This window comes from Streptomyces fuscichromogenes, assembly GCF_014645815.1.
GTDB lineage: Bacteria > Actinomycetota > Actinomycetes > Streptomycetales > Streptomycetaceae > Streptomyces > Streptomyces fuscichromogenes.
The window spans coordinates 96,404-120,452 of sequence record NZ_BMML01000013.1; the positions used below are offsets into that span (position 1 = coordinate 96,404).

Annotated in this window: 17 protein-coding genes; 10 read left to right on the forward strand and 7 right to left on the reverse strand. The window is 70.7% G+C overall.

Annotated features, from left to right (window positions below; translation table 11 throughout):
• Nucleotides 1–9: 9 nt before the first annotated feature.
• Nucleotides 10–2,193, reverse strand: a complete 2,184-nt coding sequence (locus IEZ11_RS27075; protein ID WP_189265496.1) for a glycoside hydrolase family 36 protein — start codon at nt 2,191–2,193, stop codon at nt 10–12.
• A 113-nt stretch (nt 2,194–2,306) separates the two neighbouring features.
• Between IEZ11_RS27075 and IEZ11_RS27080 the strand changes: the two genes are divergently transcribed.
• From IEZ11_RS27080 to IEZ11_RS27100, 5 genes are all read left to right on the forward strand, one after another.
• Nucleotides 2,307–3,434 carry a LacI family DNA-binding transcriptional regulator gene (locus IEZ11_RS27080; protein ID WP_189265497.1) on the forward strand — a complete coding sequence of 376 codons (1,128 nt, stop codon included), beginning with the start codon at nt 2,307–2,309 and terminating at the stop codon, nt 3,432–3,434.
• 303 nt (nt 3,435–3,737) lie between these two features.
• On the forward strand, nt 3,738–4,754 hold the full coding sequence (locus tag IEZ11_RS27085) for a hydroxyacid dehydrogenase (RefSeq protein ID WP_189265498.1): 1,017 nt from the start codon (nt 3,738–3,740) through the stop codon (nt 4,752–4,754).
• A gap of 448 nt (nt 4,755–5,202) precedes the next feature.
• Nucleotides 5,203–6,540 carry an ABC transporter substrate-binding protein gene (locus tag IEZ11_RS27090; RefSeq protein WP_189265499.1) on the forward strand — a complete coding sequence of 446 codons (1,338 nt, stop codon included), beginning with the start codon at nt 5,203–5,205 and terminating at the stop codon, nt 6,538–6,540.
• Nucleotides 6,541–6,550: 10 nt separating this feature from the next.
• Complete coding sequence (locus tag IEZ11_RS27095; protein ID WP_189265500.1) at nt 6,551–7,435, forward strand: carbohydrate ABC transporter permease; 885 nt, start codon at nt 6,551–6,553, stop codon at nt 7,433–7,435.
• Entirely contained in the window at nt 7,435–8,340 is a 906-nt protein-coding gene (locus tag IEZ11_RS27100) for a carbohydrate ABC transporter permease (protein WP_189265501.1), read from the forward strand. Before IEZ11_RS27095 ends, IEZ11_RS27100 begins: the two co-directional genes overlap by 1 nt.
• Before the next feature lie 10 nt (nt 8,341–8,350).
• Here IEZ11_RS27100 and IEZ11_RS27105 read toward each other — a convergent pair whose 3' ends face one another.
• Nucleotides 8,351–11,200 carry a SpoIIE family protein phosphatase gene (locus IEZ11_RS27105; protein WP_189265502.1) on the reverse strand — a complete coding sequence of 950 codons (2,850 nt, stop codon included), beginning with the start codon at nt 11,198–11,200 and terminating at the stop codon, nt 8,351–8,353.
• A gap of 91 nt (nt 11,201–11,291) precedes the next feature.
• Nucleotides 11,292–11,924, reverse strand: coding sequence for a TetR/AcrR family transcriptional regulator (locus IEZ11_RS27110; RefSeq protein WP_189265503.1), 633 nt, complete (start codon nt 11,922–11,924; stop codon nt 11,292–11,294).
• Between the two features lie 108 nt (nt 11,925–12,032).
• Here IEZ11_RS27110 and IEZ11_RS27115 point away from each other — a divergent pair, with 108 nt between their 5' ends.
• Both IEZ11_RS27115 and IEZ11_RS27120 read left to right on the forward strand, forming a co-directional pair.
• Nucleotides 12,033–12,989 (forward strand): zinc-binding dehydrogenase, encoded by a 957-nt coding sequence (locus IEZ11_RS27115; protein ID WP_189265504.1) that lies wholly within the window; start codon nt 12,033–12,035, stop codon nt 12,987–12,989.
• Nucleotides 12,990–13,023: 34 nt separating this feature from the next.
• Entirely contained in the window at nt 13,024–13,443 is a 420-nt protein-coding gene (locus tag IEZ11_RS27120) for an EthD domain-containing protein (protein ID WP_189265505.1), read from the forward strand.
• 212 nt (nt 13,444–13,655) lie between these two features.
• Here IEZ11_RS27120 and IEZ11_RS27125 read toward each other — a convergent pair whose 3' ends face one another.
• The 3 genes from IEZ11_RS27125 to IEZ11_RS27135 form a co-directional block, all read right to left on the reverse strand.
• A complete protein-coding gene (locus IEZ11_RS27125; protein ID WP_189265650.1) occupies nt 13,656–15,602 on the reverse strand; it encodes a glycoside hydrolase family 127 protein in 1,947 nt (648 codons plus the stop codon).
• A gap of 226 nt (nt 15,603–15,828) precedes the next feature.
• On the reverse strand, nt 15,829–18,762 hold the full coding sequence (locus tag IEZ11_RS27130) for a carbohydrate binding domain-containing protein (protein WP_189265506.1): 2,934 nt from the start codon (nt 18,760–18,762) through the stop codon (nt 15,829–15,831).
• A gap of 354 nt (nt 18,763–19,116) precedes the next feature.
• The gene (locus tag IEZ11_RS27135; protein ID WP_189265507.1) at nt 19,117–19,752 is read right to left on the reverse strand and encodes a TetR/AcrR family transcriptional regulator; all 636 of its coding nucleotides are present in this window, start codon (nt 19,750–19,752) and stop codon (nt 19,117–19,119) included.
• Between the two features lie 163 nt (nt 19,753–19,915).
• Here IEZ11_RS27135 and IEZ11_RS27140 point away from each other — a divergent pair, with 163 nt between their 5' ends.
• Nucleotides 19,916–20,677 (forward strand): SDR family NAD(P)-dependent oxidoreductase, encoded by a 762-nt coding sequence (locus IEZ11_RS27140; protein WP_189265508.1) that lies wholly within the window; start codon nt 19,916–19,918, stop codon nt 20,675–20,677.
• Nucleotides 20,678–20,997: 320 nt separating this feature from the next.
• Here the strand turns inward: IEZ11_RS27140 and IEZ11_RS27145 are convergent, their stop codons facing one another.
• Complete coding sequence (locus IEZ11_RS27145; RefSeq protein ID WP_229713390.1) at nt 20,998–21,582, reverse strand: TetR/AcrR family transcriptional regulator; 585 nt, start codon at nt 21,580–21,582, stop codon at nt 20,998–21,000.
• Between the two features lie 347 nt (nt 21,583–21,929).
• Between IEZ11_RS27145 and IEZ11_RS27150 the strand changes: the two genes are divergently transcribed.
• Nucleotides 21,930–22,556, forward strand: a complete 627-nt coding sequence (locus tag IEZ11_RS27150) for a TetR/AcrR family transcriptional regulator (RefSeq protein ID WP_189265509.1) — start codon at nt 21,930–21,932, stop codon at nt 22,554–22,556.
• On the forward strand, nt 22,550–24,028 hold the full coding sequence (locus tag IEZ11_RS27155) for an FAD-dependent oxidoreductase (RefSeq protein ID WP_189265510.1): 1,479 nt from the start codon (nt 22,550–22,552) through the stop codon (nt 24,026–24,028). The genes IEZ11_RS27150 and IEZ11_RS27155 overlap by 7 nt, the downstream gene beginning before the upstream one ends.
• Nucleotides 24,029–24,049 lie beyond the last annotated feature (21 nt).

Consider the following 24,049-nt stretch of genomic DNA (forward strand, 5'->3'; position numbering starts at 1 on the left):
GTTTGGCGATCACGACGATTCCACCGGGTCGAGTGCCACGAGGACCGCGGATCCCTCGGCCGGCAGGCCCACCCGCAGGCCGCGGCCGCACTGGTCCCACTCCAGGCTCGTGCGCGCCCCGGCCTCGAACAGCACCCGGGGCCGGCCGCCGGCGGGGAGGGGGACCGTCACCGACTCGTCTGCCCCCTCCCGCCGCCACAGAGCGAGGAGGGTCGTGCCGTCCTCGGCGTCCAGCGCCAGGGCGAGCCAGCCGTCGCGCCATCCCGGCAGTCCGAGCGGCCAGTGCGGGCGGGCGCCAGGCAGGAGGTGCCGGTAGGTCTTGTACGTGCCGAGCGCCTCCCGCACCAAGGCCATCTGGTCGCTGTCGAGCAGATCGGGGCGGCCGCTGAGGTGGACACGGCCCAGCAGCGCCGAGACCAGTACCGTGCCGAGTTCGGCGTCGGTGTGCCCGGGCTGCGGGTACGCCCAGATGGCGCCCTGTTCCGGGGTGACGGCGGTCGGCGCGGCGGCGGCGATGGCCGGGACGAGACGGAAGTCCTGCTGGTCGGTGACCGAGTGGATCGGCAGCCGGGAGAGGATCGCGTGGTCGGTGCGGCTGCCGCCGGCCGCGCAGCTCTCCAGGACCAGGCCGGGATGGCGGTCCAGGACGCCGTCGAGCCAGTCGAGGTAGGCGCGGTTGTGGCCGAGCAGGCCACCGCCGGGACTGTCGGTGCCCGTCGGGCCGTCCGTGCCCGGGCCGATGTCGATGTTGTAGTCGAGCTTCAGGTAGCCGACGCCGTAGTCGTGCACCAGCCGGTCCACGACCCCGTCGAGGTGGGCGCGGGCCGCCGGGTGCCGAAGGTCGAGCTGGTGCCGGCCCCATTCCACGAGGCGCGTTCCGTCCCTGCGGAAGAACGCCTCGTCCGGCAGCGCGGCGGCGACCGTGCTGCGCACCCCGACGACCTCCGGCTCCAGCCACAGCCCCGGCACCATCCCCGCCTCGCGGATCCGGTCGATCACCTCTCCCAGCCCGTTCGGGAACCGCAGCTTCGACTCCCGCCACTCGCCGACCGCGTCCCACCAGCCGGGCACCCCGCCCGGACCCACCGTGCCGGGCGGTTCCGCGTCGTACCAGCCCGCGTCGACGCAGAACACCTCGGCGCCCGCCACGGCGGCCGCGTCCACCAGCGGCAACAGCGCCCCGGTGCTCGGCTCGCCCATCAGGCTGTTCATGAAGTCGTTGAAGACGACGGGCAGTTGTTCGAGGTCGGGGTGGGCCCTGCGGGTGGCGCGCCGATGGTCCGTCAGCACGCGGACCGCCGTCCGCAGACCGCCTTCCGGTACGACGGCGACGGCGACGGCCACGGTGCGGAACCCGGCGCCGGGGTCGAGGCGGTGGCGCCACTGGTGTTCCCGGTCCGTCGGACCGGACAGGGCGAGATACACATCGCCGAAGCGGTCGCCGAGTTCGGCGTGCCAGGAACCGTTGTGTTCGGTCTGCCACAGCAGGGCGCGGCCGGTCGCCGTGTCCTCCAGGCAGCCCATCGGCAGATACTCGGACGAGGACCAGGATCCGGTGCTGGTCACGGCGATGCGGTTCTTCGACCCGGTCTGGCCGAACGCGGCCATGCCGACGTCGTACAGCCCCCGTTCGGCGAGGGTCTCCCTCGACCAACGGAACTCCCCGCTCCAGGGGTTGGCGGCCAGCCAGAGGGAGAGCCCGTCCTCCCAGCGCGCGCCGTCCGGGAGGCCGCGGGCCAGGTTGGACACGGCGAATGAGGAGACGTATTCCAGGGTCACCGGGGCCTCGCCCGGGTTCTCGACGAGGGCCTCGGCGTGCAGCACCGGCAGTCCGGCGCGCAGCCGGAACAGGGCGGTCACTCGCAGACCTGTGGTCTCGTCCGTCATCCGCACCCGGAGCGTCCGCACCGCTCCGTCATCGTGCTCTTCGTGGCCGACGCAGCGCAGACCGCGGGAGAGCGCACCGTCCACGTGCCGCTTGCCCGACGTGCCCAGACGTCCGCTTCCCGTGGTCTGGATCTCGACCACGGGCAACGCTCGGTGAGCGAGCCGCACGCACAGCTCCGGCTCCCGCTCGGGATCGGGCAGGCCTGCCGCCTCGCCCACCGCCAGGAGCCGTGCGGGGCCCGACGGGTCGAGCGAGACGAGCAGCGACAGCTGGTCACTGCCCCAGCGCAGATGCGTGACGGTCATGGAGTGGCTCCGGCCAGGAGGGAAATGACATAGAGAAAACGTTTACTGAACCAACACGCTAGCTTCTCGCCTCCGGCTGTCGCAAGGCCCCTTACATGCAGTAACGTCGAGCCGTGACGGACAACGGGAGCAACGATCCACCGGCCACCCGCGTCGGCCGGCCTCGCACGCGCAAACGCGCCGACAGGGGGCAGGCCCTCCAGGAGCGGCCCAGCACGATCCGTGACGTCGCCGCGAAGGCGGGCGTCTCGGTGGCAACCGTTTCCCGAACCCTGGCCGGGAACTACCCCGTGTCCGACGAGACCCGGACCCGGGTGATGGCGGCCGTCGAGTCCCTGCACTACGTGGTCAACGTGCACGCCAAGGCGCTGTCCGGGAAGGTCGCCGGCCCGGTCGCCCTGGTGCTCAAGGACATCACCGGCCCGTCGCTCGCCCATGTCGCCGCCGGTGTGGAGCAGGAGGCCGCCGACCGGGGCAGGCTGAGCCTGGTCTGCGCCACGCGCGACGACCCGGCCCGCGAGGACGACCTGGTGCAGCTCATGCGCGAGCAGCACGCGGCCGCCGTCCTCCTCGTCGGAGGCGCGGTGCTGGACAAGGCGTACGACCGGCGCATGGCCGGATACGCCAAGGCCCTGGACGCCGCGGGCTCGCGGCTGGTCCTGGTCGGCCGTCCGGCGCTGGCGGAGGACCTGCCGGTGACCGTCGTGGACTACGACAACCACGGCGGCGCCTTCCAGGCCGTCTCGCATCTGCTCGCGAACGGGCACCGGAGGGTGCTCTACCTCGGCGGCGAGGCCGCGGTCAGCAGCGCGGGCCAACGCCGGACCGGATACCGGGACGCCCTGCGCGCCCATGGCGCCGACTACGCGGAGGAACTCGACACGGAGGGGACGTACACCCGTTCGTCCGGTTTCTTCCGCACCCGGGACGCGTTGCGCGCCGGTGTGGAGTTCACCGCGTTGTTCGCCGCCTCCGACATGGTCGCGCTGGGCGCCCTCGCCGCGCTGCGCGAGGCCGGCCTGGACGTGCCCGGCGACGTGTCGGTCGTGGGCTTCGACGACGTACCCTTCGCCACCGACCTGACCCCGCCCCTCACCACGGTCCGGGTGCCCTACGAGGAACTCGGCCGCACCGCGGTACGCCTGGCCCTGGAGCGGGAGGAATCCCACTCCGGCAATGACCACATGGTGCTCGGAACCCAGTTGATCATCCGGCAGTCGGTACGACGGCTGTCCTGGTAGCGGACAGCCGTCCGCCGGCGGAGGCCGGAACGTCGCGTCCCGGAACGCCTGCGCCGCCCGCGTCGGCGCGACGCGGATCGCCGCGTCCGGCGGAGCTCCGCACTCCCCCGCCGTGATGGACCGGCGGCTGTCCGCATGCCCATGTTCAGGGGCGTCTTTCGTTCCTGCCGTGCGCCTCCCGCCGAATCCGGGCCTCCGTGTCCACCGCATGCGCCAGCCGATTGACCGGGCCCTACCGCGCCCCTACCGTGTGCGGTAAACGTTTTCTCGCCCTTGCGCTCCTGTGCGCTCATGAGGAGAGTCATGCCCGTCGCCCAACCGACCCTCAAGGCCGTGTTCGCCATGGACCCGGTGCACCTGCCCCAACTGTTCCCCGCGCCGCTCATGGACCGACTCCGGAGCACGGCCCGGATCGACCCGGCACGCGTCGTCCAGGACTTCGCCGACCCCGCCGCCGCGTCGGAACTGGCCGGTACCGAGGTCCTGATCACCGGCTGGGGCTGCCCCCACCTCGGCCCGGACGCGCTCGCCGCCGCGCCCAGGCTGTCCGCGGTCCTGCATGCCGCGGGTTCCGTCCGGTCCCTGGTCGGCGAGACGCTGTGGAGCCGGGGCGTCGCCGTCTCCAGCGCCGTCACCGGCAACGCCGTCCCGGTCGCCGAGTACACCCTGGCGATGATCCTTCTCGCCGGAAAGGACGCCTTCACCCATCGGGAGCGATTCCGCGACACCCACGCCTACCCGGGTCCCGCCGAGACCGTGGCCATCGGGAACGTCGGCCGCCGCATCGGCGTCATAGGCGCCTCTCGCGTGGGCCGCCGGCTCCTGGAGCTGCTGCGGCCGTTCGACTTCGAGGTCCTGCTGCACGACCCGTACGTCGACGCGGCCGAGGCGGCCGAGCTCGGCTGCCGGCTCCTCCCGCTGGAAGACCTGTTGCGACGCAGCGACATCGTCAGCCTGCACGCGCCCGACATCCCCGAGACCCACCACATGCTCGACCGCGCCCGGCTCGCCCTCGTCCGCGACGGCGGCGTGTTCATCAACACCTCCCGAGGCGCTCTCGTCGATCACGCCGCCCTCACCGACGAGTTGCTGTCAGGACGGCTGCACGCGGTCCTCGACGTCACCGAGCCCGAGCCGCTGCCCGCCGACTCCCCGCTGTACACGCTGCCCAACGTCTTCCTCACGCCCCATATCGCGGGCTCGCTCGGCAATGAACTGGAGCGGCTCGGCCGCATCGTCGTCGCCGAACTCGAACGGATGGCCGCGGGGCTGCCCCTCGCCCACCAGGTGCGGCACGCGGATCTGGCCCGCGTGGCCTGAACCCACGCCCGGCGATCCGGGCATCGCACACCTCCGCACCTACCAGAGTGCGCGATCGCTGCCTGACGGAAACCGTTTACACGATCAGGGCCTGTTACTGACTTCTCCTTCCCGAGCACCGCCGCCGCTCGGTCTGCCCTGCATCGCAGCCGGATCGGACCACCGCAAGCGTCAGTGAACTGCGGGAACTGCCTTACTGCGCAACACGGGACGATCACTCGCCTGTATCCTCTTGGACAACTCGGCGCAACATTTTGAGCCTCGCCCCTTGCTGCGGAGCGGCCGTTGACCTAGCGTCCATAGCAATCGGTTACTACAGCTCCCGCTGGGTCGTCCCCCCGTAACCGCGGCCGAGGTCTTCCGGCCGCCGTTTCCGGCCTGTTCCGAGCCGCCGTCCTCACCGCCTCTCCTCGTTCGAGAGCGCCCATACCCCGAAGGATCACGGTCAATGAAGTCCATCAGTCCTCGCAGAAGAGTTGTTCATGTCGCTGTCGCGGGTCTGGCGTTGTCAGGTCTGCTCACCGCCTGCGGCGGATCCGGTTCCGGGGACTCCGGGACCAAGGCCTCCGGGCCGGTCACGCTGCAGTTCTGGGGGTGGGCCAATGGCCAGGACAAGGTGGTCGCGGCGTTCAACGCGTCGCACAAGGATGTGCAGCTGAAGTACACGAAGGTGACCGACCAGCTGACCATGCAGAAGCAGCTGAGCAACGCGGTCAAGGCGAAGAACGCTCCCTGCCTGCTCCAGAACACCGCCGAGTACGTGACGAGCTGGGTCGCGCAGGGTGCGCTGGCCGACATCACGAAGTACGTCGGGTCGAGCAAGGACAAGTTCAACTCCGGCTCGTGGGCCTCCGGCCAGGTCCAGGGCAAGACCTACGGTGTGCCGACCGCGTCGGCGCCGGCGTTCACGATCTACCGCACGGACATCTTCGCCAAGTACGGGCTGAAGGCGCCGACCACCTGGGACGAGTTCATCGCCGCGGGCAAGGTGCTCAAGAAGCACGGCATCAAGGTCACGAACTTCGCCGGTGAGGACCCGAGCACGCTGGAGACCCTGGCCATGCAGGCGGGCGCGCACTGGTACGCCATCGACGGCAATTCCTGGAAGATCTCCTTCCAGGACGAGGGCAGCCTGAAGGCGGCCAAGGTGATCCAGGAGATCATCGACAACGATCTCAACGCCAAGCTGTCCTTCGCCGACTACGCCGCCGTGCAGCGCAGCTTCGACACCGGTGCCACCGCGACCCGTCAGATCTCCACCTGGCAGATGTCCGGCATGGTGCAGAACTTCACCAAGTCCTTCGGCAAGTGGGCCCTCGCTCCCTGGCCGACCTATACCGGTGAGGCGGCCAAGACCCCGGCCGGCACGAACCAGAGCGGCAATCTGACGCTGGTGTCCGAGCAGTGCAAGTACCAGGAGCAGGCCGCCGAGGCCGCGCTGTGGATGTCCACCGACACCGACGCGGTCAAGATCATGGCGAGTCCGGAGACCGGCAGTGGTGTGATGCCGGCCCTGAAGGACAGCGACGCCTATGTCTCCGAGGCGATCTCCGAGAAGCTGCTCGGCTCGAACTACCAGCCGGCCCAGCAGATCGTGAAGGACAGCCTCAACACCGTGACCTCGGACTGGACCTTCGGGCCCGACTGGACGGCGATGTTCACCGAGATGCAGGGCCAGTGGGGCAAGGTCGTGAGCAAGGAGGAGAAGGTGACCGATCTGCTCGCGCACATGCAGGAGTGGACGGTCAACGACCTCAAGTCCCGCGGCATCAGCGTGAAGGGCTGAGGCACACCCGATGATTCGCTCCCTGCGCTGGAAGGGTGCCGTGTTCACGGTGCCCTTCCAGCTCGGCTTCGTCTTCCTCTACCTGCTCCCGATGGGCTACGCCGTCTACCAGTCGCTGTACCGCTCGCAGTCCTCCGGTCTGGGACTGGGGGGCACGACGGACACGTTCGCCGGGCTGGGCAACTACCGGCAGGGGCTGACCGACTCGGCGTTCATGGGCTCCGTGCTGCGGGTGGTGCTGTTCGCCTGTGTGCAGATCCCGCTGATGCTCCTGATCAGCTTGGCGCTGGCGCTCTGCCTGGACGCGCTCTCGTCCAGGACGGCGGGCCGGTTCAGGGTCATGCTGCTGGTGCCGTACATGATCCCCGGTGTGGTCGCGGCGATCGTCTGGATCAATCTCTACAGCCCCGACGTCGGCCCCCTGACCCCCCTGGGCAAGGTCTTCGGCCTCGACTGGAACTTCTTCTCCCCCTCCATGGTGTGGCCGTCCATCGGCAACCTGCTCACCTGGCACGGCATCGGCTACAACATGGTCATCATCTACTCGGCCCTGCAGGGCGTGCCGCGCGAACTCTTCGAGGCCGCCCGCCTCGACGGGGCCTCCGAGTGGCGGATCGCCCGCAGCATCAAGATCCCGTTCGTGCGGGGGGCACTGGTGCTGACCGGGATGCTCTCCATCATCCAGATGCTCCAGATCTTCAACGAGCCCGCCCTGTTCCGGAACATCACACCGCAGACGGTCAGTGACTCCTTCACCCCCATCATGATCATCTACAACCAGGCCTTCAACGCCGGCAACTACCACTACGCGGCCGCACTCTCCGTGCTTCTCGCGCTGATCCTGGGTGTCGCCTCGTTCCTGTTCTACCGGCTCACCTCCAGGGAGACGGACTGATGACCCTCACCGAAGAACGCGCGAAGGCCTCCCCCGTGCGGCGCCTGGCCAGGCCTGCCCCGGACGCCCGTGCCCGGGGCAGCCAGCGCTTCCTCCTGGTCGGACTGTCCCTGGCGTCCGTCTACAGCCTCTTCCCCGTCTGGTGGCTGATCGTCGCCGCCACCAAGGACCGCACCGGCCTGTACCAGTCCAACGGCCTGTGGTTCTCCGACTGGCACCTGTGGAGCAACCTCCGCCAGGTGTTCACCTACGAGAACGGCATCTTCCTGCGCTGGACCGCCAACTCCTTCCTCTACGCCGGAGTCGGCTCGCTCGGCGGCACCCTGCTCGCTCTCGCCACCGGCTACGGCCTCGCCCGCTTCGACTTCCCCGGCCGCAACCTGGTCTTCGCCTGCGTGGTGGGCTCGTTCCTGATCCCGATCGCCCTGCTCACCCTGCCGCTGTATCTGCTGTTCTCGAAGATCGGCCTGGTCGACACCCCCTGGGCCATGCTCATTCCCTGCCTCGTCAACCCCTTCAGCGTCTACCTCGCCAAGGTCTACACCGAAGCCACCATCCCCTTCGAACTCCTCGAAGCGGCCCGTATCGACGGCGCCGGTGAACTCCGCATCTTCGTCAGCATCGTGCTGCGCATGATGACGACAGGCGGGGCGACCGTGTTCCTGCTGGCCTTCGTCAACACCTGGAACGCCTTCTTCCTCCCCCTCACGGTCCTGCGCGGCGAGAGCAACTGGACGCTCAACCTCGGCCTCTACAACTGGTCCGGCAAACGCGCGGAGTCGGGGATCGACCTCACCAGCCTGGTCCTCACCGGCGCTCTCCTGTCCATCATCCCCATGGCGATCATGATGATCGCCATGCGCCGCTACTGGCGCTCCGGAGTCACCCTCGGAGCCCTCAAGTGACCCACCCGCCCTACGGCAGATCGCCCGGGCTCCCGGCGAGAGCCTGCTCCGTCCAGATGCACTTACCGGCCTCGGTGTAGCGGGTACCCCACCGCTGGCACAGGGCCGCCACGAGTTGCAGACCGCGCCCGCCCTCGTCCGTGTCCGATGCCCGGCGCACCCGGGGGGTGGTCAGGCTCCCGTCGGAGACTTCGCACATCAAGGTGGTGCTGAGCAGCAGTCGCAGGCGCACGGGGCCCTTGGCGTGCCGTACGACGTTGCCGACCAGCTCGCTTGCGACGAGTTCGGTCGTCGTCAGCAGATCGTCCAGGCCCCAGACGTCGAGTTGCTCCCGGATGTGTTTCCGGGCCTGCCCTGCCGCCCGCGGGTCCTCGGGAAGCTGCCAGGAGGCCATCCGGTCGTCGGGGAGCGCGTGCACACGAGCGGCCAGGAGAGCGGCGTCGTCGCTGGTCGTGAGCTGCTCGTCACGGAGCAGCTCACGCGTGACGGTGTCGCACAGGGACTCCAGATCCACCCGGTCGGCCCCGCGCAGGAGTTCCTGGAGATCAGCCATGCCCCGGTCGATCTCACGATGTGCTGATTCGACCAGGCCGTCCGTGTACATCACCAGCAGGCTCTCGTCGGGCAGCGTCAACTCAAGCGTTTCGAACGGAGGTTGCGCCACCCCGAGCGGAAGGTTCGGAGGCAGGTCCGGGAAGTACACGACGCCGTCGGGCTCGATGACGGCCGGCGGTGGATGGCCCGCTCCGGTGAGGCCGCACGTCCGGGTGGTGGAATCGTAGACCGCGTACAGGCAGGTGGCGTAGGAGTCCTCCCCCATGCCGCTCACGATGTCGTTGAGGTGGAACATGACCTCGTCGGGAGGCAGTTCCAGGTCGGCCAAGGTGGCGACGGCCGTCCGCAGCCGCCCCATGGTCGCCGCTTCGGACAGGCCGTGACCCATGACGTCCCCCACGACGAGGGCGACCCGCCCGGCGGAGAGCGGGATCACGTCGTACCAGTCGCCGCCCACGTTCATGCCCCGTCCCGCCGGGAGAAAGCGTGCGGCGGCCGTGCACGCCGCCACTCCGGGCAGCCGTCTGGGGAGGAGTCCGCGTTGCAGTTCCTGGGCGCGGGTGTGCTCGGCGTCGTAGAGCCGTGCCCGCTCCAGAGCGTGTGCGACCAGGGCGCTGATCGCGGTCAGCAGGGTCTTCTCGTCCGGGCTGAAGCCTCGGGGCAGGTCGAAGGAGATCGTGCAGACGGCGAACGTGCGCCCGGAGGCGGTCAGCGGAAGGAACGCCCAGGCCTGCTTGCCCGCCAGGCGTGGCCGCTCCCGCAGGTTCGGATAGCGCCGGGCGTACTCCCGCGCCGAGGAGAAGAACAGCGGCGCCGCGGTCAGTACCGCGTCGCCGACAGGATCGCCCGCCACGACCTCCAGGCCCTCGATCTCGTCGAGCAGGGCATCGGGGTACCCGAAGGCTCCGATGACCTCGGCCCGGCCCCCCTCGACGGCGATCACGGCCAGGCCGGTGGCGCCGAAGGACGGCAGCGCCCGCCCCGCTACCACGTCCACCACCTCGCTGGACGTCTGCGCCCTGGCGAGTGCCGCGGTGAGTTCGGTGATCCGGGCCGAGCGCTCCGCCGCGGACCGGTCGGCGGCGGCCCGTTCCGCCTCGCGCCGTCGCCGCTCGGTGACATCCGTGAGGTAGAGGGTGAGTCCGTCGGGCCCTGGCACGAGTCGCAGATGGTGTGTGCGCCCCGGCGCCATGCGCACGTCGAAGCCGATCGGGGCGGCCGCGGCGGCGGCCTCGCGGCAGCGGGGTTCCAGGTCGGGAACGGCTTGGACAGCCGGCAGCTCCCACAGCACGTGCCCGCAGGCCTCGGTCTGGGACGCGCCGAGCGTGCGCTCGGCCTCCAGGTTGACGAAGACGATCCGCCAGTCGTCGTCGACCAGTACGAACCCGTCGCTCATGTGGCGCAGAGCACGGCCGAGCGCGTCCTGCGCGGTACGGCACTCGCTGCTGTCCCAGGACACCCCGACCCCGCGTACCGGTTCCCCTTCGTCGTCGTATATCACCCACCCGCGAGCCTGTGTCCAGCCATAGCCACCGCCCGGCCGCCGCTCCCGGTACTCGACCTCGTAGGGAACTCCGTCGCGGACCGCCCGCTCCGCCGCGGCGAGCGTCGACGGCAGGTCGTCGGGGTGGATGGCCTTCATCCAGCTCTCGATCCGGGGCTCGTAGTCCTCCGGTACCCTGCCGTGGACAGACGTTTCATGTCCGTCCCAGATCAGGCCTCCCGTGCGGATGTCCCACTCCCACGTCCCGATCGGGACGTCCCTCATCGCCTGGCGGAGGCGGCCGCCGGCCAGGTGGTCCTGCTCCTGCGCTGTCGCACGGGCGACCGGCGGCGCCTGTCCCAGCCGCTCCTCGGTCCAGGCGACCACGGCCCGTACGAACTCCCACTGCTCCACGGTGGGCCCGGTGCCGGTACCGCTCAGTACCGTGATCGCACCGATGGCGCGTTCCCCGCGGAACAGCGGGATCGAAGCCAGCCCGCCGGCGGGCCAGGGCCAGGCTGACGGTCCAGGAGAGTCACCCGGCGATGCGGGGACCCATACCGCGCCGCCCTCGCACACAGCGCGTACCGAGGCAGCCGAGCCTTCCTGCTCGTCCAGGATGTCCCAGGAACGGAGCAGGGCCGGGGGCAACCCGAGCGACGTCACAAGGCGCAGCGCCGACGTGGGACCACGCAGGTGGACGGCACCGCCCAAGCCGTCCAACTCCCCCACCAGGTGCAGGAGCCCCAACCGAAAGATCTCGGTCTCCGTGATCCCCTGATCCGTGCTATCCAGCAGTGCCAGCCGCGCCTTCGCACCCATGTCCCTTACGGTACCCTCGCGGATTTTTTGCGGCATTTGGCATATTGCGTTCACCGGCCGAAGGGGTTGCCCGTAGCCCCGTCCGCGGTGCTCACGCCCGGCCGGACGAGGAGTCCGCCACCCCGGATCGCGTGACCTGCTCGACGGTGGACGGATGCTCCGACATCAGGGCAGTGGCCAGGTTCTTGACCGTCTCGGCGAGACGGTCGGGGCGGCCGTCCGGACACAGCAGACGGACGAGGTCCGCGTCGAAGGCCGCCAGGAGAGCGTGGGCCGTCGCCTCGGCGTCACCCACCCGAACCATGGCGAGCAACCCGGATACGTGCCGGTGCCAGGCCAGATACGTCGGGCTGGTGAACCGACCCGGCCCACAGGCCTGTTCATGGGCCGCGAAGAGCGACACATGGCGCGCGGCCAGGTCGGCCAGCGCGTCCAGGAACGCGCGCAGTCGGGGCAGCGGTGCCGCTCCGGGGCCCAGCGGAGGGGGGCCCGTTTCGATGTCCTGGTTCAGGGTCTCGGTGCGTTCTTCCACGAGGGCCGCGAAGAGCCCTGTCCGGTTTCCGAAGCGCCGGAAGACCGTGCCCTTGCCCACGCCCGCCTGCGCGGCGACCCGGTCCAGCGAAATGTGCTCGGCGCCGTGTTCGACCAGCAGTTTCTCGGTCGCGCGCAGCACGGCGACTCGGTTGCGGGCCGCGTCGGACCGCTCCGTGCGGGACTCCGTCATGGCGGGACTCTCCGAAATGCGGGTTGGACAATCGGACTACCGGTCCGAATAATATCCCAGGAAGGAATCGGACCGCCGGTCCGTTTGGTCGGCCCTTCGGGAGGCAGCATGCGCGCATACGTCATCGACCCGGACCGCTCACCCGCCTACGTACGGATGGCGGAAGTACCGGAGCCGCAGCCAGGACCCCAGGAGGTGCTGGTGGAAGTCCGGCACATCTCGGTGAACCGGGCCGAGCCGCTGCTCGCGCGAGGCATTCCGTACGGCGCCGGTCGCGGCACCGACCCCGCCGGCACCGTCCACGGCTTCGACTTCTCCGGTGTCGTGCTGGAGACGACCGAGGGGGGACCCGCCGTCGGCGAGCGGGTGGTCGCCTGGGGTCACGGGGGCTGGGCACAGCGTGCGACCGCCCACATGGAAGACCTCGCCGTGGTGCCGGAGGGTGCCGACCTGGCCGAGGCGGCCGCCCTGCCGGTGGCGGGTCTCACCGCACTGCGCACGGTGCGAGCCGGCGGGGCGGTACTGGGACGCCGGGTGCTGGTCACCGGGGCGTCGGGCGGTGTGGGCCGATACGCCGTCCAGCTGGCCGCGCTCGCCGGCGCTTTCGTCATCGCCTCGGTCGGCTCGGCGGAACGGGGCGAGGGGCTGCGCGAACTGGGCGCCGACCAGGTGGTCGTCGGCCTTGACGGAGTGACCGAGCCCGTGGACCTGGTGCTCGACAACGTGGGAGGCCCTCAACTTCTCGCCGCCTACAACCTGTTGGCGCCCGGTGGCAGTCTGCTGCTCATCGGTGCGGCATCGGGTGAGACCACCGTGCTCCCTCCCAACGGCCTGTTCGCCTTCGGCAAGTCCCGCACGGTCAGCGCCGTCGGCGGGGACTTCAGCCGCTTCAGCGGGAACGGCGACCCGCTCGGCCCCGACCTGCGCTTCCTGATCCGGCTCCTGGCCCAGGGCCGGCTGAAGGCCGAGGTCGGTTGGCGTGGCTCGTGGGAGCGACTCGACGACGCGTACGAGGAGCTGTTCAGCCGCAAGGTGGCCGGAAAGGCCGTACTCGACGTCGCCTGAGCGCGTCCGAGACAAAACCGCGCGGCGCACAGCCATGAGCGGCCCCCTCGACCCCGAGCGGGTTCCGCCCCCCTTCTACCCACTGCCCCGTCCCGACCAGGAGATCGTCGTGGCCGATCGCCACTTGTTCGTCGTCCTGAGCAACTCCGCCCCCGGACAGGACGACGAGTTCAACCGCTGGTACGACAACACCCACATCCCCCAGGTCCTGAAGATCCCCGGCTGGAACTCCGTCCAGCGCTACCGACTGCATCCGGCCCGGCTCAACGACCAGGTCGCGCCCGGCCCCCACCAGTACATGGCGCTCTGGGACATCGAGGGCGACCCGGCTGCCGCCTTCGCGGCCCACGACGAGTTCGCCGGCCGGGGCGAGATCGACTTCACCTCCGCCATCGACCTCTCCTCCGGCACCGCCTGGACCTTCAGCCCGATCGGCGACCGCCACAGCGGCTGACCCGAGGCCGGCGGAGCCGTCCCGGTTCCCGGCCGGCCCTCGGCCACGGAACGGCGGGTCGTCGTGGACAAGTCCCGGGCAGCCGGACTTCGCCTCATCCACCAGGCGCCGCCCGCCCCGCAGGCCCGCCGTGCCCATTCAGGTCGCGGCGGCCGCTCAGCCCGCTGACGCGGGTCAATCCGTCGCCGGGGCGAGTCCCGCATACGTGCGACTCATCGCCGCGAGCCGGCAACCGGAACCCACACCCGCATGGCGCCCGGTTCCCGGTTGGCCCACGCGCAGTACGGAACGGCCGTGAGCCTGACGGCCGCCCCCTCCTCTCGCGGCGCCCGGTCGTGCCGCTGGTAGGGCCATGGGCCGGGGCCGCCGCCGGGCAGCACGCGCCCCGTGGCGCCTACTGTGACAACGTTGCCGAGCAGGCCCGGTGGTGTCTGCTCGGTAAGCGGTTCGGTCAGGTCCAGGGCGACGGTGTCGGGGTCCAGGCGGCCCGGTTGGTCGGTCTGCTCCAGGCAGTACACCAAGGGGCCGCGCTCGATGGCGGCACAGCCGCGCACCGCGTCCACGAGCGGGGGCGGGACGGTCAGGCGGGGGCGTATCGCCAGGTCGAGCCGGATGGTGTCGCCCGGGCGGAAACGGCGTGTGACGCGCAGCCAGCCGTTCTCCTGCCGGTCGTGCGTGGCCACGTCGTTCACGGTCAGGGTGTGATCCGTGCACCAGGACGGCAGGCGCAGCGAAAGGGTTCGGGAGGTGTCGGGGGCCTGCTCGACGGTCACCGTCACCGTGCCCTGCCACGGGTATGCGGTGGCCACCCGCACGGTGAGGTCTTCGCCGCCGTAGGCGCCCGTGGCGTACTGGTGCAGTTGGAGGCCGCCCGGGTCGGTGGTGGCGACGTAGTGGTGCAGGCTGGCGAGCAGGCGCATGGCATTGGGTGGGCAGCAGGCGCAGCGGAACCACGGGGTGCGATGAGCGCTCTGGTCGCCGAAGCGCTCCTGGGAACGGGACCTGTGGTGCAGCGGGTTGACGTACATCCAGGTCCGCCCGTCCAGACCGACGCCGCTCAGGAAGCCGTTGAACAGGGTGCGCTCGACGAGGTCGGAGTAGCGGGCGTCGCCCGTGAGCAGGGCCATCCGCCAGCTGAAGTGAACGGAGGCGATGGCCGCGCAGGTCTCGGCGTAGGCGCGGTCGGCCGGCAGTTCGTGGGTGTCACCGAAGGACTCCCAGTCGTGACGGGAGCCCACACCGCCGGTGAGATAGGTCCTGGTGGCCACCATGTCGTGCCACAACCGCTCCAGCGCGTGCCGCAGTCCGGGCTCACCGGACTCGATCGCCAGGTCGGCCGCGCCGGCCAGGAGGTAGAGCTGGCGCACCGCGTGACCGGCCACCTCGTCGGCTTCCCGGATCGGGGTGTGGTCCTGCCAGTAGGCGGCCCCCGGGTCACGGTCGTGCCCGCGGTCGGCGCCCGCGGCGAGAGTGCCGTGTCCGCGCCGGTCCAGGAAGTAGCGGGCGAGGTCCAGGTAGCGGATCTCATCCGTGGCTCGGTACAGCTCGATGAGAGCGGTTTCGATCTCGGGGTGGCCGCACACCGCGTCCACCTGCTTGCCGGGGCCGAAGACGGAGTCGATGTGGTCGGCCAGGCGGCAGGCCACGTCCAGCAGGCGCCGTCCGCCGGTCGCCCGGTGGTGGGCGACGGCGGCCTGCATCAGGTGCCCGGCGCAGTAGAGCTCGTGCCCCCAGCCCAGCTCGGTCCACTCCTGCGCGCCGCCGAGTTGGTAGTACGTCTGGAGGTAGCCGTCCGCGCGCTGGGCGGCGGAGATCAGTGCGACTGTCCGCTCCACCTCGGCGGCGAGCTCGGATCCGGGGTCGTCGGCCAGCTGCCAGCACGCGGCCTCCAGCCACTTGTAGACATCGGAGTCCTGGAACTGGAAGTCGCCCGTGAACACCGGCGGAGCCCCGGTGGAACGCTCCGCGGCCGCGCGCAGGTTCGCGAGGTTCCCGGCTTTCTCCAAGCACCGCGGACCCTCCGGGACGGAGACCTCGGCATTGGTCCGACGACGCTCGGCCCAGAAACCACCGTCGATCCGGCAGAGGGCGGCGGAACGCAGGACAGGACTCGCTCCCGGGCCGGGGCACACCGGCCCGGCGGGCTGTGTGGCGTTCAGCGCGGTCTCCTTCGCAGAGGATCTGATAGAAAACGTTTACCATCATCCTATGGGTCACCACGCGCTCCCACAAGAGCCGACGGAAGGGCTCACCACGCGGCCGGAAGTGGCCGGGCAGCCGGGAGGTTGCAGCGGCGCCGGCCGGGAGACTGCGCCAGACCCGGAAGGTGGCGCGGTACGACCCTCACCCGATGCCCGCCGGACTGTCACGGGGGCCGGGGTCCCGTCAGCCGGACGAGCCGTTCCCGCGGTGCAGGACCAGGGTGCTCAGCGGGCCGACCCTGAGGCACCGGCCCGCACCCACGGTCTTGCCGCCGACCAGGTCGCGGGCCTCCCCGAAGTCCTGGCGGGCGGGGAGGGTGAACACCTTGTCGGTGCTGGTGTTCATCGCGATCAGGTAGTCGCCGTACTCGCAGCAGTAGAGCGGTGCGCGGCCGACGAGGAGTTTCTCGACGCCGTAGGCGGTACTGCCGAGAGCGGGGTCCTCGACGTCCGGGGGGATGGGGGCGAGCCGGTGGACATCACCGGCGAGCGCCTGGTGCAGGGGGTCGCCGGGCGGTGGGAAGCCGCCGGCGGGGAGGGTGGCACTGGGGTCGTTGATGGCGTAGTCCCACAGAATCCAGTCCGGGACGGTGTAGGTGTCGCCGGTGAGGCCCGCGGAGTGCTGACGGATCGTGCCGGAGCGCTGGTCCGTGGGCGTGAGGTGGTGGACGCGGGCGTAGTTGTTGACGGCCTGGCGGGAGCGGAAGTACAGGGAGACGAAGAGGAGTTCCCTTCCGTGTTTGAGGGCGACGACGCCGTTCTCCTCGTCGGTGAAGACGAAGTCGTCGGCGTCCCAGTCGGTGGGGAGGGTGGCCGGACGGGCGGCCAGGGCCTGGAAGGCGTCCCAGTCGCGGGACACCAGCCGCAGGGCGTTGAGGCCGACGCGGGCGGTGGTGTTGTCGACCTGCAGGTCGAGCTGCCGGTAGAACTGGCCGTCGCCGATCATCTCCTGCGTCCAGCCGACGATGTCGGGGTCGGCGAAGACGGCGGCCGCCATCACCGGGTGGGAGTCCCAGGCGGTGCGCGAGGCGTAGGCGGTCTCACCGGGGTAGACCTCGTTCCGCCAGCCGATGACGCTCTCGGTCTTGGCGATCCTGCACCCGTCGGCGTCGACGTCGACGATCCGGAACTTCCCCCGGGCCTTCATGATCTTGATGATCTGGGCCCTCAGCTCGGTCGGCGGGTCCTGCGGGTCGTGGCCGCGCGTGATCGACTCGTAGAGCATCACCAGCCAGTCGAGGACCTCTCCGTAGCTGCCCACGTACCCCAGTTCCCGGGTGAGGCCGGCCTTGGTGACGACGTGGTAGTTCTCGCCCAGGATCCTGGAGGGGTTGCCCTCGGCGTCCTCGCGGCCCAGCCACGGAGACAGGCCCACCGCTTGGTACACGTAGGTCAGTGCCTTCGTTTCGGACAGCGCCGCCTCCGATCCGAGCAGACGCAGACCACGGTTGGCCTGGTAGAGACCGATCGCGCAGATCATGACCTGGTTGCTGTAGTGCGGGAAGTGCCGGCGCCAGTAGTCGAGGCTCGCCGACAGCATCTCCGTGTACGCCTCGCGGCGGGTGGGCATCACGGGGACGGTGACGCCGTCGGGCGCGGTGAAGGTCAGGTCGTCGAACCAGGCGGTGCCCGCGTTCGACAGACGGATCTGGAACTCCGCGTAGGCCGCGGTGGCGGGGGTGGTCAGCGTGATGCCGACCTGTTCCCAGTCGTGGGTGCCGGAAGTCGCCCACGCCTTGTTGTCGCTTCCGATGCGGGTGCCGGAGGAGTCGTAGAAGAAGATGTCGATGTAGGCGCTCTTGACGCCGACTCCTGACGTCCTGATCCGGGCGCTGTAGGTGTAGACGCCCTGGCCCACCGCGAGGCGGCGCGTGGGGATGAGGCCCACGGTGCCGGCGCTCGGGACGGTGATGCGCGCGGAGGCCGATCCGCTCAGTGAGACCGTGGTGTCACGCGTGCAGGTTCCGCTGCCGGACCAGGTGTTGGACTTCCAGCCGGTCGGGGTGGTGTTGCCGTATTCGAAGCCGGGGTTGACCAGTTCGTACGGGGAGCCTGTCACCGTCTCGTCCAGGCTGTCGCCGAGGTGCTCCCACAGCAGGGCCAGGACCAGGCCCACTCTGCCGAAACCCTGCCACTGCTGGTCCGAGCCGGTCAGCACGGTGTCATCGCTCTGCCAGGCCAGGTAGCGGCCGTCGATGGCCTGGAGCACCCCGCCCAGAGCCGCGTCCTGCTGGTAGGCGGGGCTGCCGGACCACAGATAGCCCTCGGCCAGGCTCTGGAACGCCCAGGCGTCCAAGCTCCACGGATTGTTGTGGTTCAGGAGTTTGGTCTGGTCGCTTCGGACCCGGGACTTCACCGCGTCCATGACCTCGGCACCGGGCGAGGTACGGGGGACGGCGACCGGGGCCGGACCCTGTGCTTCGCCGTCCGCAGTGACGAAGTACGGCGAGGTGTGCGTGTGGAGCCGGTAGATGCCCCGAGAGGCGGTGGTCATGTCGTAGTACAACTTGGCCTGTGTCTGGCCGTAGGACCAGATGCGGCCCATCGACCGGATCTCCAGCCTGACCTTCTTCTTGCCCTCGGTCAGCTTCTCCGGCAGGGGCAGCGTATGGAAGAAGAACCGGCCCGGGGCGCGGGGTGAGGTGTCCAGGATGTCCAGGCAGTCCACGGCCCCCTCGTCCTCGTGGCCGACCTGGAGGCCTTCGCAGAACAGCTGGAGGCGCCACATGGCGGTGCCGCCGCCCGCCTTCGTCGAGGTCGGGTCGTACTCGTCGCCCCAGAGCCGGACGGTCACATAGGTCGTGCCCCCGTTCGCGACGGCGACGTCGAAACTGAGGGTGCCGCCCCAGTAGGAGGCCGGGTCGCTGGGATTGAGGACGCGGGCGGTCTGCCCCAGCCCGCCCGTGACCACGTCGGAGAGCGTGGCGACGAGGCCGTGCGCGTCCTCCGAGTGGGCGTCGCCGAAGACCACGACGTCGAGAGGCCCGCAGTCCGCCGGTTTCGGACCGTTCGAGGACGCGGCGGCCGGCTCGGCACCCCACCAGCCGATACCGGCCACGGCGGCGCCCGCCACAGTGACGCACTGCAGGACCGTGCGGCGATCCAGTTCGCTGGACATGGCTGATGTGAGCCCCTCTCGGCGAGTGCCACGCCGAACGCGGGCACGACGAACAGCAGACCGGCCTGGGAGAACGGTGTGGGAAGGCGGCAGGGCAGAGCGTGCGGCCGGGGAGGACATCGGCCACGCCGCCCCCGAGAACGCGAGTCTCTCGGCCGCGGCGTGGAGCGGTTCATCCGAACAGTCTCAGCCGAACGCAGTAAACGATTTCCATGGACCGTAAGGGCCGCTCCGCGGCACGCGCAAGAGATCGGTCCGACATATTTCTTCTCGATTTCCTCGGGCGCTCACGACGCCCGCGCCGTCAGGGAGCCGCTTCCCGTCCGGCCTGCCAAGAGGTCCGAGAGGATGGCCCTAGGCAAGACCCTCCGCCACCACCGTGAGGGCCGCGAGCATGGTCGCCGTGAGCTCGGCCTCCGCCGTGGCGGGGTCCGTGGTCTCGTCGGCGACGCGCCAGACGTGGTGCTCGGCGGCCGCACGCAGGGCCGCGTTGAACATGGCCGCCTGGATGGTGGGCCGCAGGTCGTCGGCGGGGAGCCCGGAGCGTTCGGCGAGGGCGCGGGCGAACGCCGGTTCGGCCTCGTCGTAGGACTGCAGCCACTCCGCGCGCAGGCCCGGTTCGTCACGGGTCAGCCGGATCAGGGCGCCCATGGTGGCGCGGTCCGGGCTGCGCACCAGCCGGCTGTCCGCCGGCAGGGTGTGCTCGAAGGCCTCCTCCAGCGGCCGGCCGGGCCGCCATGCCCGCAGCCCCTCGGTGACGGCTTCGATACCGGCCGCGAACAGCGGGCGTACGCAGGCTTCCTTGCTCGGGAAGTAGCGCCACACCGTGCGCGCCGTGACACCGACCGCCTGACCGATCTGCTCGCCGGTGGTCGCGGTCACCCCCTGGGTGACGAACAGGTCCACCGCGGCGCGGGCGATCTCCAGTCTGATCTCGGCCTTGCGCTCCTCGGTCAGGGGCGGGCGTCCCATGCGTCCCCCTGCGGTCATCTGTCCCTCCGGTGCCATCGGATGCTGCACCGGGATTCTCCCCGAGGCGGCGCGCTGACGGAAAATTCCGGTCAACACTTTATGTCACCTGCCGACATTAAGTCGTATGGTGTGCCCGTAACCGGGCGCGGCGCGCCCACGAACCACCGGATCGGAGCACCACATGGACAGCGGACTCGACGGGCGCGGCGTCGTCGTCACCGGCGCGGGATCGGGCATCGGGCGGGCCACCGCCCTGGCCTTCGCCAAGGAGGGCGCCCGGGTCCTGATCGCCGACCTGAACGCCGAGAGCGCGGGCGCGGTGGTCAAGGAGATCGAGGCGGCGGGCGGCACGGCCGTCGCCGTCACCGGCGACCTCAGCGAGCAGTCCGTGGTCGACCAGGTGGCCGCGACCGCCGTGGAGCGGTTCGGCGGGGTGGACGTACTGGTCAACAACGCCGGGATCATGGACCGCATGTCGGCACTGGCGGACGTCAGCGACGCGGAGTGGGAGCGCGTCATACGGGTCAACCTCACCGCGCCCTTTCTGCTCACCCGCGCGGTACTGCCGCACATGCTCGCGGCCGGCCGGGGCGCCATCGTCAACACCGCCTCCGAGGCCGGCCTGCGCGGCAGCGCGGCGGGCGCCGCCTACACGGCCTCGAAGCACGGCATCGTCGGCCTGACCAAGAGCCTCGCGGTGATGTACCGCGACAAGGGCATCCGGGCCAACGCCATCGCCCCGGGCGGTACCAAGACCGGGATCCAGGTGGACCTGGAGGACGGTGCGCACGGGCCGGCCGCGCTCGGCCCGTACTTCGGCAACGTGGGCCGGCTTTCCGAGCCCGAGGAGCAGGCGGCGGCGATCGTCTTCCTGGCCTCGGACGCGGCCGGCAACATCAACGGCGCGATCCTCCCCGTCGACAACGGCTGGGCGGCCGTCTGACCCGGCCAATCGGGCGCCCCGCCGGGCGCCCCGCCGCGACGCGAGCCAGGCCCTGCCGATTGGATCATCCCGGCGCCGCCGGGCCTGGCCCGCGCGTCCGCGGCGTCGCCGTCATTCGCCGATACCCGGCGTCGGCTCCCCTGCCGCCTCGCAGTTGCAACGCACCCAGGAGGCGATCACGTCCCAGGCCGCCGGCGGCGGGCGGGCCCACGGTGCTGGGCCAGTGCACCGAGTCGCCGCGCCGCCCGGGCAGGGTCGACGCCCTTGCGGCCACCGTCCCGAGGCCTTCCGCAGGGCGTCGCCGGCGCCGGAGCACTGGTTCAGTTCCGGCCGCCCCGCAGGCCGTCCTGGACGACCTCCCTGAGCAGGCCGAGGCCGCCCGCCTCCCCACTGCGGTAGCGCTGCATGGCCATACAGCCCACCAGCAGCGCCTTCACGTCGTCGACCGTGAGGCCCGCACGCACCGCGCCGGCGGCCTGGGCGCGGGTGAGCAGGTCGCCGAACGCGTTCCGGAACCGCTGCTCGGCCTCGGGAGCGAGGACCGCGATGTCGTACCCGGCCCCGGCCATGGCCTCGGCGAGCCCCTTGTCCCCCGCTCCCTCGTCGACGCTCGCCCAGAGGAACGCGAAGAAGGCCTCTCCGGGTTCATGGGCCGCCGCAAGATCAGGGGCCGAGGCGACGAGGCGGTCCAGGCGGTCCAGCACGACCGCCTCGAACAGGGCTTCCTTGGTCGGGAAGTGGCGGTACACGGTCCCCGCGCCCACGCCGGCCCGCCGGGCGATCTCGTCGATGGGCACCCCGAAGCCCTCCGCGGCGAACACCTCGTGCGCGGTGTCGAGAACTCTGGCCCGGTTTCGCCTCGCATCGGCACGCAGCGGCTTCACGCTCTCCAGGTTGGCGGACACGTCCGCATCCCTCCCTTCTCGGAACTGACGACTTCCATCAGGACATGATCTCCCGCTCCGCCGAATCGGAGCGATCGTTCCGCCTCTTGCAAGCGGGGCGACCGTTCCGTATCGTAAGCGGGGCGGTCGTTCCGAATATAGCGGGGTCGCCGACAGAGGGACCCGTGCGGGGCCCCAGAGCGAGCTCGCCGCGGAGTCGGAGCGGCCGGCAGCGGCGGCCCATCCCCCCTGGAGCACTCCGCCAACTGCCAGAACCGCCGCACCGCGAAGGCAAGTTGCCCCCCGCGCACATTTCCGACCAGTTAGGAAAAGACATCGTGTCGTTTCGCAATCCGGAGGTGACACCCATGAGCGCGCCGGTCGAGGCGAGGCCTCCGGGGCGCCCGTTGGACACGCAACGGGAGTCCGCACTGCTGGACGCCGCACTCGAACTACTGTCCGAAGTCGGGTACGAGCGGCTGAGCCTGACCGAGGTGTGCCGTCGGGCCAGGGCCAGCACGAAGACGGTCTACCGGCGCTGGGCGAACAAGGAGCAGCTCATGGCGGCCGCCCTGCGCAGGGCGGTGTGCCGAGCCGTGGACGAACACGTTCCCCAGGCCTCTTCCGGGTCGCTGCGCGAGGACCTGCTGCGCAATCTGCTGCCGTCCGCGCTCCCGGAACAGCAGCGCACGCCCCAGTACATCTCCGGACTGCTGGTCGCCGCGTCCGGCGGCGACGAGGTCGGACGGATGGCCAAGGAACTGTGCCGCCTGCAACACGCCCGCATGGCGGAGACCGTCCTCGGCTGGGCCCGCGAACGCGGTGAGATCAGTGCGGGTGCGGATCCCGTCCTGGTCGCCGACCTCGCCCGGGGCGCGCTGATCCATCAGGTACTGGTCGCCGACTCCCAGGTCGACGCCATGTTCGTGCGGTCGCTCGTGGATCACGTGCTGCTGCCGGTGCTGGCCCCCTGCCGGAACGGCGGTTCGTGGTGAGGATCAGCGTCGACCTGAACCGCTGCGAGGGCTACGGGCAGTGCGTCTTCGCCGCTCCCTCGGCGTTCACCCTGCACGGCCTGGAGGCGCTGACCTACCTGCCGAACCCGCCCGACGAGATGCGCGACGCCGTGCACCGGGCCGCCCTGGCCTGCCCGGTGCAGGCCATCACCGTCGGCGTCCAGGACGAGCCGGCCGGGACCACCTCCCGCGCGGACCGGCACGTGGTCGTCGTCGGCGCTTCGCTCGCCGGTCTCAAGACGGCCGAGGCGCTGCGCGAGCGCGGCTTCTCCGGCCCGCTGACGGTCATCGGGGACGAGCCGCACCGACCGTACGACCGCCCGCCGCTGACCAAGGCGTGCGTGAGCGAGAAGCTCCCGCCCGATCGCCTCGAACTGCCGGTCACCCGCACCCTGGACGCGCGCTTCCTGCTGGGCACGGCGGCCGTCGGGCTGGACACGGACCGGCGCCTGGTCCGGCTCGCGGACGGCGCGGCCGTCGGCTACGACACCGTGGTGATCGCGACGGGCACCCGCGCCCGGCCGTACCCCGGCACGACCCCCGACGGTGTGCTGGCCGTCCGCACCCGCGACGACGCCGAGGACCTCCAGCGGCGCCTGGCCCGGCAACCGCGCCGCGTGGTGGTCGTCGGCGCCGGCTTCCTGGGCGGCGAACTGGCCTCCGGCCTGTGTGACCTCGGTATCCCGGTGACGCTCGTCGAAGCGCAGCAGGCACCCCTGCAAGGGCCGTTGGGCACGACCGTCGGCGGCGTCATGGCCGACCTGGCCAGGAGCGCGGGCGTGGACCTGCGCCTGTCCACCACCGTCGACGAGTTCGTGGCGGGCGACGACGGAGCGCTCCGGCAGGTCCGGCTCAGTGACGGCGAGACCGTCGACGCCGATCTCGCGGTCGTCGCGCTGGGCGCCGTACGCAACGTCGAATGGCTGGAAGGCTCCGCGGCGCGCGTGGACCGGAACGGGGTGCACTGCGACGACCGGTGCCGCGTGCTCGACCTGGAGGGGTGCCCGCTCCCGGACGTGTACGCGGCCGGGGACGTCGCCGGCCTGCCGCACCCCCTCTTCCCCGGCCGGCGGCTGTCGGTCGAGCACTGGGGCAACGCGGTCACCCAGGCACGCACCGTCGCGCACGACATCACCCGCCCCTCCGGCGAAGTCCCGTCTCCCCACACCGAGTTGCCGTCCTTCTGGTCCACCCAGTTCGGCGTGAACATCAAGGGAGTCGGCTTCCCCGGCGCCGCCGACCGGATCGCCGTCGTCCAGGGCACCCCGGGCCAAGGCTCCTTCAGCGTCCTGTACGGCCTCGCAGAGCGCACCGTCGGCGCGGTCACCGTCGACAACGGCCGCTATCTGCACCACTACACCGCCCTCGTCCGCGAAGGGGCGCCGTTCCCGCCCGAATTCGTCACCAGCGACGAGAACACCTCCCCCGTGGTCCGGCCCACCGGCCGATGACCCCCACTCCCCCCACGGCGA

Excerpts from the sequence above, each read along its gene's own strand:
- IEZ11_RS27075 (WP_189265496.1), bottom strand. The coding sequence starts at position 2,193 with ATGACCGTCACGCATCTGCGCTGGGGCAGTGACCAGCTGTCGCTGCTC.
- IEZ11_RS27085 (WP_189265498.1), top strand. The coding sequence starts at position 3,738 with ATGCCCGTCGCCCAACCGACCCTCAAGGCCGTGTTCGCCATGGACCCG.
- IEZ11_RS27090 (WP_189265499.1), top strand. The coding sequence starts at position 5,203 with ATGAAGTCCATCAGTCCTCGCAGAAGAGTTGTTCATGTCGCTGTCGCG.
- IEZ11_RS27095 (WP_189265500.1), top strand. The coding sequence starts at position 6,551 with ATGATTCGCTCCCTGCGCTGGAAGGGTGCCGTGTTCACGGTGCCCTTC.
- IEZ11_RS27100 (WP_189265501.1), top strand. The coding sequence starts at position 7,435 with ATGACCCTCACCGAAGAACGCGCGAAGGCCTCCCCCGTGCGGCGCCTG.
- IEZ11_RS27105 (WP_189265502.1), bottom strand. The coding sequence starts at position 11,200 with ATGGGTGCGAAGGCGCGGCTGGCACTGCTGGATAGCACGGATCAGGGG.
- IEZ11_RS27110 (WP_189265503.1), bottom strand. The coding sequence starts at position 11,924 with ATGACGGAGTCCCGCACGGAGCGGTCCGACGCGGCCCGCAACCGAGTC.
- IEZ11_RS27115 (WP_189265504.1), top strand. The coding sequence starts at position 12,033 with ATGCGCGCATACGTCATCGACCCGGACCGCTCACCCGCCTACGTACGG.
- IEZ11_RS27120 (WP_189265505.1), top strand. The coding sequence starts at position 13,024 with ATGAGCGGCCCCCTCGACCCCGAGCGGGTTCCGCCCCCCTTCTACCCA.
- IEZ11_RS27130 (WP_189265506.1), bottom strand. The coding sequence starts at position 18,762 with ATGTCCAGCGAACTGGATCGCCGCACGGTCCTGCAGTGCGTCACTGTG.
- IEZ11_RS27135 (WP_189265507.1), bottom strand. The coding sequence starts at position 19,752 with ATGACCGCAGGGGGACGCATGGGACGCCCGCCCCTGACCGAGGAGCGC.
- IEZ11_RS27140 (WP_189265508.1), top strand. The coding sequence starts at position 19,916 with ATGGACAGCGGACTCGACGGGCGCGGCGTCGTCGTCACCGGCGCGGGA.
- IEZ11_RS27150 (WP_189265509.1), top strand. The coding sequence starts at position 21,930 with ATGAGCGCGCCGGTCGAGGCGAGGCCTCCGGGGCGCCCGTTGGACACG.